This window comes from Nocardia sp. NPDC046763, from assembly GCF_040645495.1.
GTDB lineage: Bacteria > Actinomycetota > Actinomycetes > Mycobacteriales > Mycobacteriaceae > Nocardia.
Window position 1 is genome coordinate 1 of sequence record NZ_JBEYYI010000014.1, and the last position, 15516, is coordinate 15516.

A 15516-nucleotide genomic window follows, 5' to 3' on the forward strand; every position below is an offset into this window, starting at 1 on the left:
ACGGGGGGTGTGAGGCCGGAACCAAATTTCAAAATTTGGCACTGACATTCATCGACACACTATTGAGTTCTCAAAGAACACACGCACAAGCAATCGATCCAAATTTGATTGGATGTCCTGCGAGGCAACTTTTCCAGCCTAGCCGCCAGACTCCGCAGAGTCAAGGGCCAACTTTCTGGCTGGCGTGTTCACGTCCGGCGCTCCTCGTCCAACCTCGTATCCGCTTCCGATGATTTCCAGCCTCTGAGCTGGGCTTTTCGGTCCCGGTCGGTGTCCGTGTCGCTCTGACCTGGACTAAGTTACGCGGCGGATAACGCGAGGTCAAATCCGCTGGTCGCGGATGCGTTTACGCTGGTAAAAGGGTTGCTGACCGGGGCGATCGGCGACCTGAGCCAGCGGTTTGTGACCCAGGTCATTTCGATCTTGTTTCGGTATCGGCGAACTGGTCAGTCGGCCGCGCGGCGCACGCCGGCGAAGTTCTTCTTGCCGCGACGCAGCACCAGCCAGCGCCCATGCAGGTAGTCGGCATCGGATGGGGTCCACTCCGGATCGGACACCTTCTCGTTGTTCACCGCGGCGCCGCCCTCGTTGACGGCGCGGCGGGCCGCACTGCGGCCCTCACACAGACCCGAGTCGACCAGCAGATCCACGATGGTGGAGGTTCCGGTCGCCTCGGCGACCTTGCCGTCGACCGCGGACTCGGCCAGGGCCGCCGACAGCGTGGCCTCGTCGAGCTCGCGCAGATCGCCGCGGCCGAACAGGGCCTGACTGGCCAACTGCACCGCATGGGTGTTCGCCTCGCCGTGCACGAGCGTGGTCATCTCGGCCGCCAGGCGCTTCTGGGCCTCGCGGGCAAAGGGGCGCTCGGCGGTCGCCTTCTCGAGCTCGTCCAGTTCCTCGCGGGAGAGGAACGTGAACCAGCGCAGGTAGCGGACCACGTCGGCGTCGGCCGTGTTCACGAAGTACTGGTACCAGGCGTAGGGGCTGGTCATCTCCGGGTCCAGCCAGAGGCTGCCGCCGCCGGTGGACTTGCCGAACTTCTTGCCGTCGGCCGAGGTCACCAGCGGGACGGTGAGGGCGTGCACGTGCTCGCCGTCGACGCGACGGTTGAGCTCTACGCCCGCGATGATGTTGCCCCACTGGTCCGAGCCGCCGACCTGCAGCGTGCAGCCGTATTCGCGGCGCAACTGCAGGAAGTCGTTGGCCTGCAACAGCATGTAGCTGAACTCGGTGTAGGACATGCCGTCCGACTCCAGCCGGCGCTTGACGGTGTCGCGGGCCAGCATCACGTTCACCGAGAAGTGCTTGCCGATGTCCCGCAGGAACGAGACCGTGCTCAGCGGGCCGGTCCAGTCCATGTTGTTGGCGATGATCGCCGAGTTCGGGCCGTCCAGATCCACGAAGCGCTCGAGCTGGGAGCGGATGCGGCCGGCCCATTCGGCGACGGTGTCGGTGGAGTTCATGGCGCGCTCGCCGACGTCGCGGGGGTCGCCGATGAGACCGGTCGCGCCACCGGCCAGCACGATCGGGCGGTGGCCCGCGCGCTGGAAGCGCTTGAGTGCCAGCAGGGGAACCAGGTGTCCGGCGTGCAGGCTGGCCGCGGTCGGGTCGAACCCGGCATAGAGGGTGATCGGGCCCTTGGCCGTGGCCGCACGCAGGGCGTCCAGGTCGGTGGACTGCGCGATCAACCCGCGCCAGGTCAGTTCATCGATGATGTCGCCGCTCACGCAGTCCATCTTTCCATTCCGCCTCTCCGCGACTTTTTCGCCCGGCCTTGGTGCCGTCGCCAGAACTGCCTGCGGCCGCCGGTGGAGAGCCGAAAGAATTTTGGCCGTCCCCGACGAGTTACCCCGGTCGCAACGAAATCAGTTGTCGCGTGACATACGAGGAACCCGCCGCCGAGTTTCGTCGGCGACGGGCTGGGGTGGAGCGATTGTTCGGGTCACTTCACCAGGTTGGTGAAGGTGGAGAAGGAGGCGCGGCGCTCGTAGGCGATCCAGGCGAAGACGCCGACCAGGATGAGCGGGAAGATCGCCATGGCCGGGGAGCCGAGGATAAAGGCCTGGGTGGCGGCGGCGCACACCATGGTGATGGACAGGCCCGCCGCGGCGGGGCCGTTCAGGCGGGCAACCAGCAGGCCGATGCCGCCGGAGACCTCGACCAGGCCGGTGAAGTAGCGGAACCAGTCGCCCCAGCCGATCTGGTGGAAGACGCGGACGGCGTCGGCCTGGCCCACGAACTTCGGCAGGCCGGAGGCGACGATGAAGAACAGGCCGAGCACGATCTGCAGGGTCCACAGCACACGGTTGCGGAGCTTGCCCGAGGTGGCGGTGGCGACGACGGTCGGGGTGGCGGCGATGGCGGTCATGTCGGATGTCCTTCCGGGGCTTGTCGGTTCGGTGTCGAACTCGCTTGCTCCCTAGGACGGGGGCCGTCGCGGAAACTCATCGCCGCTCGGCAGAACTTTTTTTGGCTAGGGCTCGAAGGCGGCTTTGAGCGCGGTCAGGTGGACGCGACTGGCGGTGGCGGCGGCCTCGGGATCGCGGGCGCGGATGGCGTCGTAGAGGTGCTCGTGCGCGTCGTGGTCGGTGGCCGGATCGCGCATGGGGCGGATGCGGAGCATGTCGATCATGGCGTGGCGCGAGCGCGGGACGAAGGCGTTGAACAGTTCGAGCAGGATGTCGTTGTGGGCGGCGGCCACGACCGTGCGGTGGAAGGCGGTGTCGGCGTCGACCAATCCCTCGACGGAGTCGCCGCTTTCGGCGCGAGCGGCCAGGGCGCGGAGCATGGCGCGCAGGTCGGCGGGGGTGCGGCGGCGGGCGGCCAGGGCGGCGCCCTCGGCCTCGATGGCGATGCGGGCCTCGATGACGGTGACGATGTCCGAGCGGCGCAGCACCGTGTCCCAGTCCTCGGCGACATCCAGGGCGGTGACGAAAACGCCCGCGCCCTGGCGGCTTTCGAGCACGCCCTTGCCGGCGAGTTCGCGAATGGCCTCGCGGAGCGTGGAGCGGCCGACGCCGAGCTGGGCGGCGAGCGTGGTCTCGCCGGGGAGGCGGTGGCCCAGCTGCCACTCCCCCGCACGAATTCGCGAGAGCAGGACCTCGGCGGCCTGGGCGGCGAGCGGATGCCTCTGTACCTGCGCCACTATTGCTCAGCCTCTCTACTTGTCTGAGGAGTGAATCCCCTCTAGTCTAGTCCACATGCTTCTGGGTGCCCTGCTTCTCCTTCACCGCCGCGGCGGGGTCTGACCGACCGGCACCCCGCTAGCGGGCTCGCTGTGCTGCGCCGGTCACCCCCTCCGACGCGAAAGCGAAATCTCCCGTGAGCACTCCCCCGAGCTGGAATCGTCAACAGTCGTCCGTCATGCCCTCGCATCGGTATCGCGATGTGTACCAGCGGGTTTCGGTGCCGCTGACCGAACGTGCCTGGCCCGCCAACCGGATCACGATCGCACCGCTGTGGGTGCCGGTGGATCTGCGCGACGGCAATCAGGCCCTGGCCGAGCCGATGGATCCCGACCGCAAGCGGCGGTTCTTCGAACTGCTGGTGGCCATGGGCTACAAGGAGATCGAGGTCGGGTACCCGAGCGCCTCGCAGACCGACTTCGATTTCGTGCGGTTGATCGGGGCCGAACGGCTGGCTCCCGAGGACGTCACCATCGTCGTCTTCACCCCCGCGCGCCGGGATCTGATCGAGCGGACCGTGGAATCGGTGCGCGGCATTCCCAACGATGTAGTCATCCACATGTACACCGCCACCGCGCCTACCTGGCGGAATGTGGTACTGGGCAAGACCCGCGAAGAGCTGGCCGAGCTGATCACCGCCGGCGGGCGCGATGTGCTGGAACTGGCCGGGGAAATGCCGAATGTCCGGTTCCAGTTCTCGCCCGAGGTGTTCATGCTGACCGAACCGGATTTCGTGCTGGAGGTCTGCGACCGCATGACGACGCTGTGGGACGCCACGCCCGAGCGGCCGGTGACGCTGAACCTGCCCGCGACGGTCGAGGTGGCGACGCCGAATGTGTACGCCGATCAGATCGAGTACATGCACCGGAACCTGGCACGGCGCGACAGCGTGATCCTGTCGGTGCACCCGCACAATGACCGCGGCACTGGGATCGCGTGCGCGGAGTTGGCGGTGCTGGCCGGGGCGCAGCGGGTCGAGGGGTGTGTGTTCGGCAATGGGGAGCGCACGGGCAATGTCGATCTGGCGACGCTGGCGTTGAATCTGCATGCGCAGGGCGTGGATCCGATGATCGACTTCTCCGATATCGACCAGGTGCGGCGGACCGTGGAGTACTGCACACGGCTGCCGGTGCACGAACGCCATCCCTACGCCGGTGATCTGGTGTACACGGCATATTCGGGAACGCATCAGGACGCGATCAAGAAGGGTTTCGCCGAACATCGCGAGCGGGCGGCCCGGCTGGGCCAGCCCGAACGTGAAATCGCCTGGGAGGTACCGTATCTGCCCATCGACCCGGCCGATGTCGGCCGCTCCTACGACGCGGTGATCCGGGTCAATTCACAGTCCGGCAAGGGTGGGATCGCGTATCTGCTGGAGACCGAGTACGGCCTGGAGTTGCCGCGCCGCCTGCAGATCGACTTCGCCCGCCACGTCCAGCACCACACCGATCGGACCGGGACCGAGGTGTCGGCGCGGACGCTGTGGGAGCTGTTCACCACGACCTACGCCGGGAGCCCGGCCGATTCGGATATCCCCGCCGACGCGACGGCCGAGGACGCCATCGGCCTGCTGGGCCGGCGTGGGTTCTCGGTCGAGGTGCTGTCGGTGACGCATCAGAGCGTGGACCACGCCGGAGTCGATCCGGCCGCCGCCTACCTGGAGTACCGCACGGACGACGGTGTGTCCTGGGCCTTCGGTACCGGTGAAAACTCGGCCCGTGCAACGGTTTCCGCCGTGCTGGCGGCCGGGGAACGGGCGGCCCGGGCGGTACCGCTGAGCGTGTAGCCGCGGCTACCCGACGACGTCGCCCTGGACGGTCCCGCTGCCGGGACCGCCCAGGCGGCGCTCGAGTTCGGCCACCCGGTGTTCGAGTTCGGTGATGCGCTGGCGGAGTTCGGCTTCGGCCGAGGGCGCGGCGGTCGGGCGGGGGCTCGCGGCCATGCGGGCGTCGATCCGGCCGCGGAGGTCATCGGGCGTGGCGCTCTCGCTGATGAGGACCTGCGAGGCCACGCCGGAGCCCTCGGCGACCAGGGCGAGCAACAGGTGTTCGGGGCCGATGTAGTTGTGCTGCAGGCGGATTGCCTCGCGCAGCGACATCTCCAGCACCTTCTTGGAGCGGGGTGTGAAGGGAATGTGCCCGGCGGGGGCGTGATTCTCCTGGACGCCGACCGCCTGGTTCACCCGCTCGCGGAGGCCGGAGAGGTCCAGGCCCACGTCCGCGAGGGCCTGCCCGGCGATCGGATCGCCGCCGTGCAGGATGCCGAGCAGCAGGTGTTCGGTCCCTATCCAGTCGTGCCCGAGCAGGCGGGCCTCCTCCTGGGCCAGCACGATGGCGCGGCGGGCAGTATCGGTGAACCGTTCGAACATGGGCTATTCCACCTAGGGTGAGCTGTCGATCCGTCCACCGTAGTCCTCCGGTCCGCCCGCCGATACGGACTCCGGTGCGCCGCTTGGCGCCCGGCGCGCGAACTGATCCGAACTAGGCGGAACGATCCAGCTTGGGAGCGCGCGGGCTGCGGCGGTAGGCCGACACCGCCGGGGAATCCGGCAGCCACAGGCGCCACGGACGATCGGCGGCCAGGCTCACCCCGACCCGTGGGCCGACGGATACGGCCGCGGGATCGGCAATCTCGGGGCCGAGCTCCAGGCGGATCGGCGCGTCCGGGTCGAAGAGGTGAGTTCCATAGTCGTCCAGGCGAATTCCGAGGGCGCTGCCGACATTGCCGGGGCCACGGGCCAGGTCGGCATCGGTTTTGGCGGCGGGGCGGCGGGTGCGGGCGACATCGTGGCCCGCGATGATCTCGCCCGCCCGGACGAGGACGGCACTGGCGACGCCGTCGGGACCGCTGGTGACGTTCACGCAGGTGTGCATGCCGTAGCTGAAGTAGACGTACAGCACGCCGGGCGGGCCGAACATGATCGCGTTGCGCGGAGTGCGGCCGCGGCCGGAGTGGGCTGCGGGGTCGGGCCACGGGCCGACCGGGTCGCTTCCGTAGGCCTCGGCCTCGACGATGCGCAGGCCCACCGGCCCGGACCAGAGCGTGCTGCCGAGCAGGCGCCGCGCGGCGCGCAGTGGTTCGACGGCAAGCTCTTCGGCACTCACGCCGACCTATTGTTCCGCACGGCCGTCCCGCCCGGAGTGCCGGGACGGCCGTGCGGGGCCGGTTACCGCGTGGCCGGAGCCGAACCGGTGGTCAGAGCCAGGCTGCGACGCCACCGTGGTGCGAGCAGGTGCCGCGGCGGTGCTGGCTGAAGCTGTAGGTGCCGTCCTGGCAGCGGGCGGTAGCTCCGTCCGGGACGGCGGGAGACTCTTCCGGACGCGGCACGCAGGCGCCGTTCACGTTCTCGTATTCGCTGGCGGCGCAGGCGGTGTGGAGCACCGGTGCGGCGACCGCGGGGCCGGCGAGCGCGCTGCTCGCACCGATGAAGGCCGCGGCGGCCCAGGGCAGGATATGTCGCGCCGCACGGCGCTTGGTATAGCCGATCACTACGAAATCCTTTGCAGAATAGCGGTGTCGAAGCGGGAGCGGATGCCCCCGATGAGCGCCGAATAGTACGGGACGGCTATCGCCGCGACCCCGGATTCCTGTCGACCGACCGATTCGGCGACCTATTCGCCGCCACCCTGCTGCTGAATACCGGCCAGTTTGTCCGGATTCACCTGGAAGCGGATGGTTTCGATGTGACCATCGCGAATGTCGTAGGTCAGGGCACCCATACGGTAGTCGCCGATCATGGCCAGGACACCGAGTTCGCCATTGATGTAGGCGGATTCGAAGCGGATGCCCGCGCTGCTCGGTTTGGCGATGGCGCCGAGCATCCAGCGAGCCACATGGTCGGGCCCGTAGAGCGGGCGGCGGGCGGCGGTGACCTTGCCGCCGCCGTCGTTCCACAGCGTCACGTCGGGGGCCAGAAGTTCCATGAGCGCGTTGACATCTCCGCCCTGGGCGGCGGCCATGAACTTCTCGGTGACCTCCGAGCGGATCGAGACATCGGTGTCGAAGCGCGGACGGCGCGAGTGCACGTGGGAGCGGGCGCGGTGGGAGATCTGGCGGACGGTGGCCTCGGGGCGGTCCAGGAAACCGGCGATCTCGGCATGCGAGTAGCCGAAGACCTCGCGCAGCACGAAGACCGCGCGCTCGACCGGGCTCAGGGTTTCGAGAACGACCAGCATGGCGGTCGACACGGTGTCGGCCGTCTCGGCCTCCTCTGCGGCGTCGGCGGTGGTGGTGAGCAGGGGTTCGGGCAGCCACGGCCCGACATAGGTCTCGCGGCTGGCGCGCGCCGAGGTGAGGCGGTTGAGCGCCAGATTGGTGACGGCGCGGACCAGATAGGACTTGGGGTGGGTGACCGTGTCCCGGTCCACCTCGTGCCATTTGATCCAGGCGTCCTGCAGGACGTCCTCGGCGTCGGTGACGGTGCCGAGCATCTGGTACGCGGTGCCGAACAGCAGCCGGCGGTGGGCGACGAACGGATCGATCGAATCGCCCTGCCGGGCAGCGGGTGTGGGCTGGTCGGGCGTGTGGTCCTGCATGGGACTCATACCTACCGGGTCTTACGAAATGAATCCATCTCATGCGATCGTGCGCGTGGCGCGGCCGCCGTTGGCGAGCTGCACCTGCATGTTCATGTGCTTGCTCATCTTGTAGACCGGTACCGGGCTGGCGCTGACCTGCTCCTTGTAGGTGACGGCGGCGCGGCCCTTCAGGTACCAGCGGCGCGGGGTGTCGTCGGCCTTGGTGAACTGGATGACCGCGTCCTTGCGGCCCAGGCTCACCGGCTGGTGGATGTAGCCGAAACGGAAGGGCTTCACGGTCTTTCCGCGCAGCCGGCGGGCCAGGCTGTCGGCGGCGTAGGCGGCGGTGGGCATGCCGCTCTGGCAGGTGCCGTGGAGGACGCCGAAGGGCATGCGCACCGCCGCGGCATCGCCGATGGGCAGGATCTCCGGGTGCGAGACCGAGCGCAGGGTGGTGTCGGTGACGATCAATCCGCGCTCGTCCACGGCGATTCCGGCCTGGGCGGCCAGCGGCGACACCTTCACGCCCGCGGTCCACAGGGTCAGGTCCGAGGCGATCAGGTCGCCGGTGGTCAGGCGCACGGCATCGGGCAGCACCTTGGCGACCTGCACACCGACCTTGCGGAGGATGCCGAGCCGGTCCAGAGCGCGGTTCAGGTGCGCGCGGGCCCCGTCGCCCATCATGTGGCCGGGTTCCTGCGCGCCGATCAGGGTCACGGTCAGGCCGGGGTGCGATTCGGCGATCTCGGTGGCGGCCTCGATACCGGTCAGACCACTGCCGACAACGGTGACAGTGCCTGCGGCAGCGGCGATTTCGGTGAGCCGGTGCGAGAAGCGGCGGGCCTGGCGCGGGTCGTTGAGGGTCCAGGCATGGTGGTCGGCGCCGGGCACGATCGAGGTGTCGGTGGCGCTGCCGAGGGCGTAGATCAGGGTGTCGTAGGGCATGTCGGTGGCGTCGTCGAGAGTGACGACGCGAGCCGCGGCGTCGATGGCGACGGCGGCCGCGCGGTGGAAGACCACGCCCGATCCGGCCAGCAGCTCGGGGATGCGGTGGTCGGCCAGTTCCTGCCCGGCGGCGATCTGGTGCATGCGCAGCCGCTCGGTGAAACGGTCCGAGGGGTTCACCAGCGTGATGCGGGCGTCCAGCTTGCGGGTGCGGCGGGCCAGGCGGATGGCGGCCAGCACGCCGGTGTAGCCGCCGCCGAGGACGACGATTCGGTGAGTATTGGTGGTGGCGTTCATGGTCGGCTCCGTGGGGCTCGTTCCTGCTGGGTCGGGCATGAGACAGGACAGCCCCGCGGAACGTGACAACCCGACGCTGTGAACTGGGTCACAGCGGAACATTCGGACCAGGTCGCCGGTTGGCAGAGGGGTGGCCGGACCCTCCGGCCTGCGGAAACAGCGTTGGAGCGTGAGGTGTGATGGCCGTAGAGGTCGAGATCTGGACCGATATCAACTGCCCGTTCTGCTATCTGGGCAAGCGGCGTTTCGAGGAGGCACTGGAGGCGTTCCCGCATCGGGACGCCGTCACGGTGGTGCACCGGTCCTTCGAACTGGACCCGATGCTGCCCCGGGATCACAGCGACGCGGTGGTCCCGCACATCGCGGAGAAGTACGGCATCAGCGAGGCGCAGGCCGCCGCCAATGAGCGCGGCATCGGCGCGCAGGCCGAGGCGATCGGCCTGCCCTATCTGACCTCGGGGCGGGACTTCGGGAACAGCTTCGACATGCATCGGCTGCTGCACTTCGCGCTCGAAAGGGGCAAGCAGGAGCAGCTGCTGGATGCCTTGTACGCGGCCAACTTCGCCGAGGACGAGCCGCTCTTCGGAGATACCGAACGGCTGGTTCAGGTCGCGGTGTCGGCCGGATTCGACGACGTGGCCGTACGCGAGGTGCTCGCGGATCCCGAGGCCTACGCCGATGCGGTGCGTGCCGACGAGGCCGAGGCCGCCCGGCTCGGCGCGCGCGGCGTGCCGTTCTTCGTGCTCGACCGCAAGTACGGGGTGTCGGGCGCGCAACCGTCGGAGGTGTTCGCGCAGGCGCTGGAACGGGCCTGGAGCGATCACGCGCCGGAGCTCGAGATCGTCGCGGACGGTGAGGCCTGCGGTCCCGACGGTTGTACGCTGCCGCAACGGGATTGAGCGCGGCTAGCGATCGCCGTCGCGAATGATCCGGTGCCCGATAGCCGAGACGTCCCGCAGGTACGTGCTGCGCTCACCGGATCGGAGTCGGAGCAGGTCGTCGGCGATCACGAACCCGTAGGCGACCACCATCAGGACCACGAGCTGTCCCCAGGCCACCCAGGCGATGCCGATCGGCGCGGTGGCCACGACGGCGATCGCGGCGATCAATCGCAGGCCCGGGCGGGGAATGCCCAGGGCCAGCCGGAACAGGCACTGGCCCAGCAGGAACAGAGCCACGCCGCCCGAAAGCGCCAGTGCCGCGGCCGTACTCGCGGGCTGATTGCCGTGCGCGATGGTCATGGAGATGCCGGCCGCCGTCAGGATGATGCCGAGCACCAGCACGAACAGTGAATAGCCGTAGGCGAGTACCGCGGTGCGGATCTGCGCCGGGCCCCGCAGTGCCCGCAGCCGGTGCTCACCGCGCTCGTCGTCGAAGCCGAAATAGGCCCACCACAGCACATATCCGAGGGTGAGGCCGAGGCCCGCGGTCGCGACCAGGCCGACGGTGAGGTCCATACCGGTCAGGTTCGCGCCGATGGCCACCACCGATTCGCCCAGCGCGATGATCACGACCAGACCGTGGCGTTCGCAGAAATGGCTGGGGCGGATGACGAATCCCTCGGTGCGGGCCAGGTACGGCGAAACCACCTGCACCGCGACCGCGATCATCCACAGCACGGCGCGCACCCAGCCCTCGGCGATGCCGCCCGCCAGCACCAGCGCCGCGGACACGGCATTGAGCGGCGCGAGTCGCAGGATCGCGGAGCTCGCCCCTCGGCTGGCCGACGTCGCGAACATGACGCTGTGCACCGTGTTGATCACGAAGTACCCGAGCCCGAAGGCCAGCCCGGAACCCTGGAACGCACTCGGAATCGTGATGGCGATGACGAAGAACCCGAACATGCCGATGAGCAGGAACGTGCGGCGCGACGAGTTGTTCGGGGCGACCTCATTGGTGAGGAACACGTACCCGCTGTACATCCACCAGATGATGGCGAACATGAGTGCCACATGCCCCAGCTCGGACCAGCCGGGATGGCGGGTGAAGGCGTGGGTGAGCTGGGTGATGGTGAAGACGAAGACGAGGTCGAAGAACAGTTCCAGGGTCGAGGCCCGGACCTGTCCGCCCTCCGCCTCGACCTCGTCGGCCGGGCCGGACATTTCGCTGGTCACGTCCTGAGCGTAGAGCCGGCCGGCTCCTGTCGCCGCCTGCGCCTGCCCCGGCCATCGCGCGCTCGGTGCGCTCAGGATCGCGCCAGCCAGGCGATCGGCCGCCCCGATACCGTGACCGCGGCGACCACGCGTAGCTCGGCGGCCGCGGCCAGCTCGGGGGCGCATTCGATGCCCACCCGCGCCCATCGCAAGGGCGTAACGGGTGCCGTTGCGAGGTTCGAGCGGGCGGGATGGACGATCGAACCCGTTCCGGCCGGGGCGAATTCGACGATCGCGACGCCGTCGGGGGCGAGCAGTTCCCGGGCCCGCCGCAGCACTCGCACCGGATCGCCGCCGATCCCGAGAATGCCGTCGGCGAGGATGGCGTACGACCACCGCCCGGTGCCGGGGAGCTGGGCGAAAAGGTCGCGATGGAGCGCGGGTACGCCCCGGAATCGGGCGGCGGCCACCGCCATCGGTGACAGATCCACACTCAACGCGGCGACGCCTTGCCGCAGCAGCCGATCGGCGCGCCGTCCCGAGCCGCAGGCCAGGTCGAGGGTCGGACCGTCGCAGCAGCAGATCAGCACTCGATCGAACCGCTCCGCCGCGGCCGCCCGCGTCATGGACCGCCCGGCCAGCCACTGCCGCCCACGCCCCGGCACGGCCCCGAGCCCGCGTCGCGAACCTCGGCGCGCGCCACCCAGCTCTCCGGGTTCCGCCCCGACAGCGTCATATCCCGCCCCCGATCCGGCAGGAAATTCGTTGCCGGGCAAGGCAATCACTGGGGCACGGCGCCTGTTCACCGAAGGCGGGTACTGCGCCGCCGACCCGTTCCCTCGCGCGCCTCGGCCGTGTCCGTAATGCTCGCCCGGTGATCGGTCCGGGCCCGAGCGGGTTCCGGGTGCGTCGGATCCACACTCGCGATGGCCTGCGGAGTCCGGCCTGTCGGGCGCGGGGTTCATGGTTTCGACGGTAGGTCCGTGGGAGCGTTCGAGCCGGTCACCGGTGGTGACGAAACTGTGACGGCGACCGCGGAAATGGCCCGGACCAGGTGATTCACGGTTCGACGCCGCCTAGGGTGGGGAGATGCGGATTCTGGTGGCGGATGACGATCCCGTGGTGCGCGAGGTGGTGCGGCGGTATCTGGAGCGGGACGGGCTCGAAGTGGTCGAGACCGCGGACGGGCCTGCGACCGCGGCCGTGCTGGCCCGGAACGAGATCGATCTGGCGGTGCTGGATGTGATGATGCCGCGGCCGGACGGGATCGATCTGACGCGGGCCGTGCGGGCGGGGGCGCATCCGGAGACGCCGATCATTCTGCTGACCGCGCTCGGCGAGGAGGACGACCGCGTGGTCGGGTTGCAGGCGGGGGCGGACGACTACGTGACCAAGCCGTTCAGTCCGCGCGAGCTGGCGCTGCGGGTGGCGTCGGTGCTGCGGCGCACGCATCCGCAGCCGGTGGCCGACGAGGTGCTGCGCGGAGACGGGGTGGAGTTGAACCGGGCGGCGCGGACCGTGGTGGCGGGCGGGACGCCGGTCGAATTGACCGCGCGCGAATTCGATCTGCTGGCCTTCCTGCTCGCGCATCAGCGGCGCGTCTTCAGCCGGCAGGAGTTGCTGGCCGAGGTGTGGGGCTGGAACTTCGGTGACCTGTCCACGGTCACCGTGCACGTCAAGCGGTTGCGCGCCAAACTGGGCGCCGCACATCGGATCGAGACGGTGTGGGGTCGCGGATATGCCTGGGGCCGCGCCGATCTCGGCACCGATCCAGGAAGCGAGGAGGTGTCCGGTGCCGACTGATACACCCGGGCTGATCGGGTACGCGCTGGCAGGCACGCTGCCGGTGGTGGTGGTCGGCGCACTGCTGCTGCGCTACACCCGCAATCGCGCGATGACCACGAGCATGGCCGTGCTGGTGCTGATACCGACGCTCGCCACCCTGTGCGGGGTGGTGGCGGTGAGCGGGCTCATGTTCGGGGCCGAATTCGAGCGCACCGCAGTGGTATTGGCCGTCGTCACCGCCGTCACCGTGCCCGCGGCGATTCTGCTCGGCCGCGAGCAGGCCCGTGCCACGGTGTGGGAGCGCGAGATGCTCGAGCAGGAGCGCGCGGCGGAACGGTCGCGGCGCGAGCTGGTGGCCTGGGTCAGCCACGATCTGCGCACCCCGCTGGCGGGGATTCGCGCCATGGGCGAGGCGCTGCTGGACGGGGTGGTGTCCCGTCCCGAGGATGTACAGCGGTACGCGGACCAGATTGTGCGCGAGACGAATCGACTCTCCGCGATGGTGGACGACCTGTTCGAGATGTCGAAGATCAATTCGGGAGCGCTGCGGCTGCAGATGGAGCCGGTGGATCTGCGCGAGCTCATCGACGAAGTGCTGGCGGCCAACCGGCCGACGGCCGAACGCGCCCGGATCACCCTGGCCGCAACGCAACCCGAGGACAAGATCGTGGTGGCGGGCAGCGATCGGGCGCTGGGCCGGGTGCTGACCAACCTGGTCGCCAATGCCATCGCGCACACCCCGCCCGGCGGGCGCATCGACATCTCGGCGGGCGCCGACGACGGGCACGCCTGGACCCGGGTCGACGACACCGGGCCCGGTATCTCCGAGGCCGATCTGCCGCGCATCTTCGAAGTCGCGTACCGCGGCAGCTCCGCCCGCTCCCCCGGCGCGGCCGAACTCGGCAGCAGCAGCGGCATGGGATTGGCCATTGCCGCCGGGCTGGTGGCGGCGCACCACGGGGACATCACCGCGCAGAATCGTTCCGACGGTGCGCGATTCGAGGTCCGGCTGCCACTGCTGACGACCGCCGGGCGGTGAACAGCAGGTACACGGCCACCCCCGCCCACACCACGGCGAGCGCGACCAGCAGACCGACGGTGTAGTCACGGTCCAGGATGGTGGCGTTGCCGGGGACCGCGCCCTCGCGGCCGAGGACCGGGACGGCGATGAGGATCAGGGCCAGGCTGATGAACGCGCCCACGGCGTAGGCGGGCCACCAGCGGGCGGGGAGCACGAGGCGGCCGAGCGCGCCGGCGAGGGCCGCGGCCGGGCCGAAGACCAGGTTCTCGGCGAGGATGACGCCGATGAACCAGACCGCGACCGAGCGCAGGTCCGGGGTGCTCATCTGCAGCAGCAGTTCGACGCCGTACGCGGCCAGGCCGATGCCCAGCGCGCCCAGCAGGATTCGTGTGATCGTCATGACAGTTCCTCGATCGATTTCAGCCATTTGGTCTGCAGGACGCCCGGGCGGCTGGGAGCGATGAGGCGGCAGGGGTAACCGTGGTCGAGGGCCAGGTCTTCGCCATTGAGGCGCAGGGCGATCAGCGTGGCGGCATCCACCACGTGGGTGCGAGGCAGGATGGACGAACCGTAGATGCCGGTCATCTCCAGGGACACGAAACGCACGTCGCCGCCGCCATATTCGCCCACCCGGGCCAGCAGGTCGCGCAGACGGACGCCGGACCAGCGGGCCTGCGCGCTCCAGCCTTCCACGCAGGCGATGGGCAGCGCGCTGTCGGTCTGCGGCAGGGCCTCCAGTTCGGCGCGGGAGAAACCGCGTTCGCGGCCACCGACTTTCACCGACAGCGTGTACCGCGGTGAGCCGGCGGTCTCGGTGACTCCAGCGGCTGCGGCAGTCCGGTTGATCGGAACACCTTGCGGGCCTTCGCCACTACGCGGCGCGAGCAGGGAGACCCAGCGCAGGAACGGGATCGACTGCCCCGCCACTGCCGGGCCCGCCACGACCGCGCCGAGTCCGGCCGCGGCGAGCACCGCGCGCCGCGAAACACCCGACTGCGCGTGTTCCGATTCCTCGGTCGCATCGGCATCCGCGACGGGGTCGTCGATCCGCCGCGAAAGCGCTTGCCGCACAATGGGAAGCTTGACCGCCAGATGCACAATGACCGATCCGAAGGCCACGTAGGCCATGGCGTGATGCGTGACGGTGAAGAAGAACTTCCACGGGTACAACTGCGCGGTATTGAACAGTCCGGTCACGATCTGGAACAGCACCGCGCCGATGAGTACCGCCACCGACATGCGTTCCAGCGCGTCCGGAATCCCCCGGCGCAGCGACGGTTTGATGAAGAACCGCGGGTACACCGACCAGAACTTCACCAGCAGCAGCGGGATCATCATGACCCCGACCGTCACGTGCGTGCCCTGCGTGAGCCGGTACAGCCACACCGGATGCGCGGGCCACCAGAACCAGTCCGGCGGATGCTGGATCAGGTGGCTGATCAGGCCGGTCACGAACAGGATGGTGATGCCGACGCCGAGGGCAATGCCCGTCCGCGCGGCCACGGCCGTGGAGCGGGCGGGACTCAGCCGATCGGAAAGCGCAGGCGGCAGCAACAGTTGGAGCGGCCCGGCCCCCTCGATCCGGCCGGGCCCTGCGACCGGGTCGGGCTGGGCCGTCCCGCCCGGCTGGGCCGTCCCGCCGGGTTGAGGTGTCCCGCCGGACTGGGCTGCCC

General features: G+C 69.2%; 16 protein-coding genes. 4 read left to right on the forward strand and 12 right to left on the reverse strand.

The features are described from left to right. Nucleotides 1-446: 446 nt before the first annotated feature. The 3 genes from tyrS to ABZ909_RS22620 form a co-directional block, all read right to left on the reverse strand. Nucleotides 447-1727, reverse strand: coding sequence for a tyrosine--tRNA ligase (gene tyrS, locus ABZ909_RS22610; RefSeq protein ID WP_357002739.1), 1281 nt, complete (start codon nt 1725-1727; stop codon nt 447-449). A 215-nt stretch (nt 1728-1942) separates the two neighbouring features. Beyond that, complete coding sequence (locus ABZ909_RS22615) at nt 1943-2368, reverse strand: DoxX family protein (protein WP_357002741.1); 426 nt, start codon at nt 2366-2368, stop codon at nt 1943-1945. Between the two features lie 105 nt (nt 2369-2473). Beyond that, complete coding sequence (locus tag ABZ909_RS22620; protein ID WP_357003069.1) at nt 2474-3148, reverse strand: FadR/GntR family transcriptional regulator; 675 nt, start codon at nt 3146-3148, stop codon at nt 2474-2476. Nucleotides 3149-3363: 215 nt separating this feature from the next. On the opposite strand from ABZ909_RS22620, the gene ABZ909_RS22625 reads away from it, so the two are divergent. Further along, the gene (locus ABZ909_RS22625) at nt 3364-4971 is read left to right on the forward strand and encodes a 2-isopropylmalate synthase (protein WP_357002743.1); all 1608 of its coding nucleotides are present in this window, start codon (nt 3364-3366) and stop codon (nt 4969-4971) included. A gap of 6 nt (nt 4972-4977) precedes the next feature. Here the strand turns inward: ABZ909_RS22625 and ABZ909_RS22630 are convergent, their stop codons facing one another. The 5 genes from ABZ909_RS22630 to ABZ909_RS22650 form a co-directional block, all read right to left on the reverse strand. Then, nucleotides 4978-5553 (reverse strand): Clp protease N-terminal domain-containing protein, encoded by a 576-nt coding sequence (locus tag ABZ909_RS22630; protein WP_357002745.1) that lies wholly within the window; start codon nt 5551-5553, stop codon nt 4978-4980. A gap of 112 nt (nt 5554-5665) precedes the next feature. Beyond that, the gene (locus tag ABZ909_RS22635; protein WP_357002747.1) at nt 5666-6289 is read right to left on the reverse strand and encodes a DNA-3-methyladenine glycosylase; all 624 of its coding nucleotides are present in this window, start codon (nt 6287-6289) and stop codon (nt 5666-5668) included. Between the two features lie 91 nt (nt 6290-6380). Next, a complete protein-coding gene (locus ABZ909_RS22640) occupies nt 6381-6674 on the reverse strand; it encodes a DUF3761 domain-containing protein (protein WP_357002749.1) in 294 nt (97 codons plus the stop codon). Nucleotides 6675-6796: 122 nt separating this feature from the next. Beyond that, nucleotides 6797-7720, reverse strand: a complete 924-nt coding sequence (locus tag ABZ909_RS22645; RefSeq protein ID WP_357002750.1) for an RNA polymerase sigma-70 factor — start codon at nt 7718-7720, stop codon at nt 6797-6799. 39 nt (nt 7721-7759) lie between these two features. Next, nucleotides 7760-8944: an FAD-dependent oxidoreductase gene (locus tag ABZ909_RS22650; protein WP_357002752.1), complete on the reverse strand. Its 1185-nt coding sequence runs from the start codon at nt 8942-8944 to the stop codon at nt 7760-7762. Between the two features lie 179 nt (nt 8945-9123). Between ABZ909_RS22650 and ABZ909_RS22655 the strand changes: the two genes are divergently transcribed. Then, entirely contained in the window at nt 9124-9843 is a 720-nt protein-coding gene (locus ABZ909_RS22655; RefSeq protein WP_357002754.1) for a DsbA family oxidoreductase, read from the forward strand. A gap of 6 nt (nt 9844-9849) precedes the next feature. Here ABZ909_RS22655 and ABZ909_RS22660 read toward each other — a convergent pair whose 3' ends face one another. Together ABZ909_RS22660 and ABZ909_RS22665 are read right to left on the reverse strand one after the other, a co-directional pair. Further along, complete coding sequence (locus ABZ909_RS22660) at nt 9850-11058, reverse strand: low temperature requirement protein A (RefSeq protein WP_357002756.1); 1209 nt, start codon at nt 11056-11058, stop codon at nt 9850-9852. 71 nt (nt 11059-11129) lie between these two features. Continuing rightward, entirely contained in the window at nt 11130-11702 is a 573-nt protein-coding gene (locus ABZ909_RS22665) for a class I SAM-dependent methyltransferase (protein ID WP_357002758.1), read from the reverse strand. Nucleotides 11703-12126: 424 nt separating this feature from the next. On the opposite strand from ABZ909_RS22665, the gene ABZ909_RS22670 reads away from it, so the two are divergent. Together ABZ909_RS22670 and ABZ909_RS22675 are read left to right on the forward strand one after the other, a co-directional pair. Beyond that, entirely contained in the window at nt 12127-12840 is a 714-nt protein-coding gene (locus ABZ909_RS22670; protein WP_357002760.1) for a response regulator transcription factor, read from the forward strand. Beyond that, a complete protein-coding gene (locus tag ABZ909_RS22675) occupies nt 12830-13861 on the forward strand; it encodes a HAMP domain-containing sensor histidine kinase (RefSeq protein ID WP_357002762.1) in 1032 nt (343 codons plus the stop codon). The genes ABZ909_RS22670 and ABZ909_RS22675 overlap by 11 nt, the downstream gene beginning before the upstream one ends. Here the strand turns inward: ABZ909_RS22675 and ABZ909_RS22680 are convergent. Both ABZ909_RS22680 and ABZ909_RS22685 read right to left on the reverse strand, forming a co-directional pair. Further along, nucleotides 13788-14243, reverse strand: coding sequence for a hypothetical protein (locus ABZ909_RS22680; RefSeq protein WP_357002764.1), 456 nt, complete (start codon nt 14241-14243; stop codon nt 13788-13790). The two genes, ABZ909_RS22675 and ABZ909_RS22680, sit on opposite strands and share 74 nt — an antisense overlap. Beyond that, complete coding sequence (locus tag ABZ909_RS22685) at nt 14240-15346, reverse strand: molybdopterin-dependent oxidoreductase (protein ID WP_357002766.1); 1107 nt, start codon at nt 15344-15346, stop codon at nt 14240-14242. Before ABZ909_RS22685 ends, ABZ909_RS22680 begins: the two co-directional genes overlap by 4 nt. Nucleotides 15347-15516 lie beyond the last annotated feature (170 nt).

Bases quoted from the DNA above. Each gene is read 5' to 3' on its own strand.
- ABZ909_RS22615 (WP_357002741.1), bottom strand. From the start codon at position 2,368: ATGACCGCCATCGCCGCCACCCCGACCGTCGTCGCCACCGCCACCTCG.
- ABZ909_RS22680 (WP_357002764.1), bottom strand. From the start codon at position 14,243: ATGACGATCACACGAATCCTGCTGGGCGCGCTGGGCATCGGCCTGGCC.
- ABZ909_RS22625 (WP_357002743.1), top strand. From the start codon at position 3,364: ATGCCCTCGCATCGGTATCGCGATGTGTACCAGCGGGTTTCGGTGCCG.
- ABZ909_RS22650 (WP_357002752.1), bottom strand. From the start codon at position 8,944: ATGAACGCCACCACCAATACTCACCGAATCGTCGTCCTCGGCGGCGGC.
- ABZ909_RS22630 (WP_357002745.1), bottom strand. From the start codon at position 5,553: ATGTTCGAACGGTTCACCGATACTGCCCGCCGCGCCATCGTGCTGGCC.
- ABZ909_RS22670 (WP_357002760.1), top strand. From the start codon at position 12,127: ATGCGGATTCTGGTGGCGGATGACGATCCCGTGGTGCGCGAGGTGGTG.
- ABZ909_RS22645 (WP_357002750.1), bottom strand. From the start codon at position 7,720: ATGCAGGACCACACGCCCGACCAGCCCACACCCGCTGCCCGGCAGGGC.
- ABZ909_RS22655 (WP_357002754.1), top strand. From the start codon at position 9,124: ATGGCCGTAGAGGTCGAGATCTGGACCGATATCAACTGCCCGTTCTGC.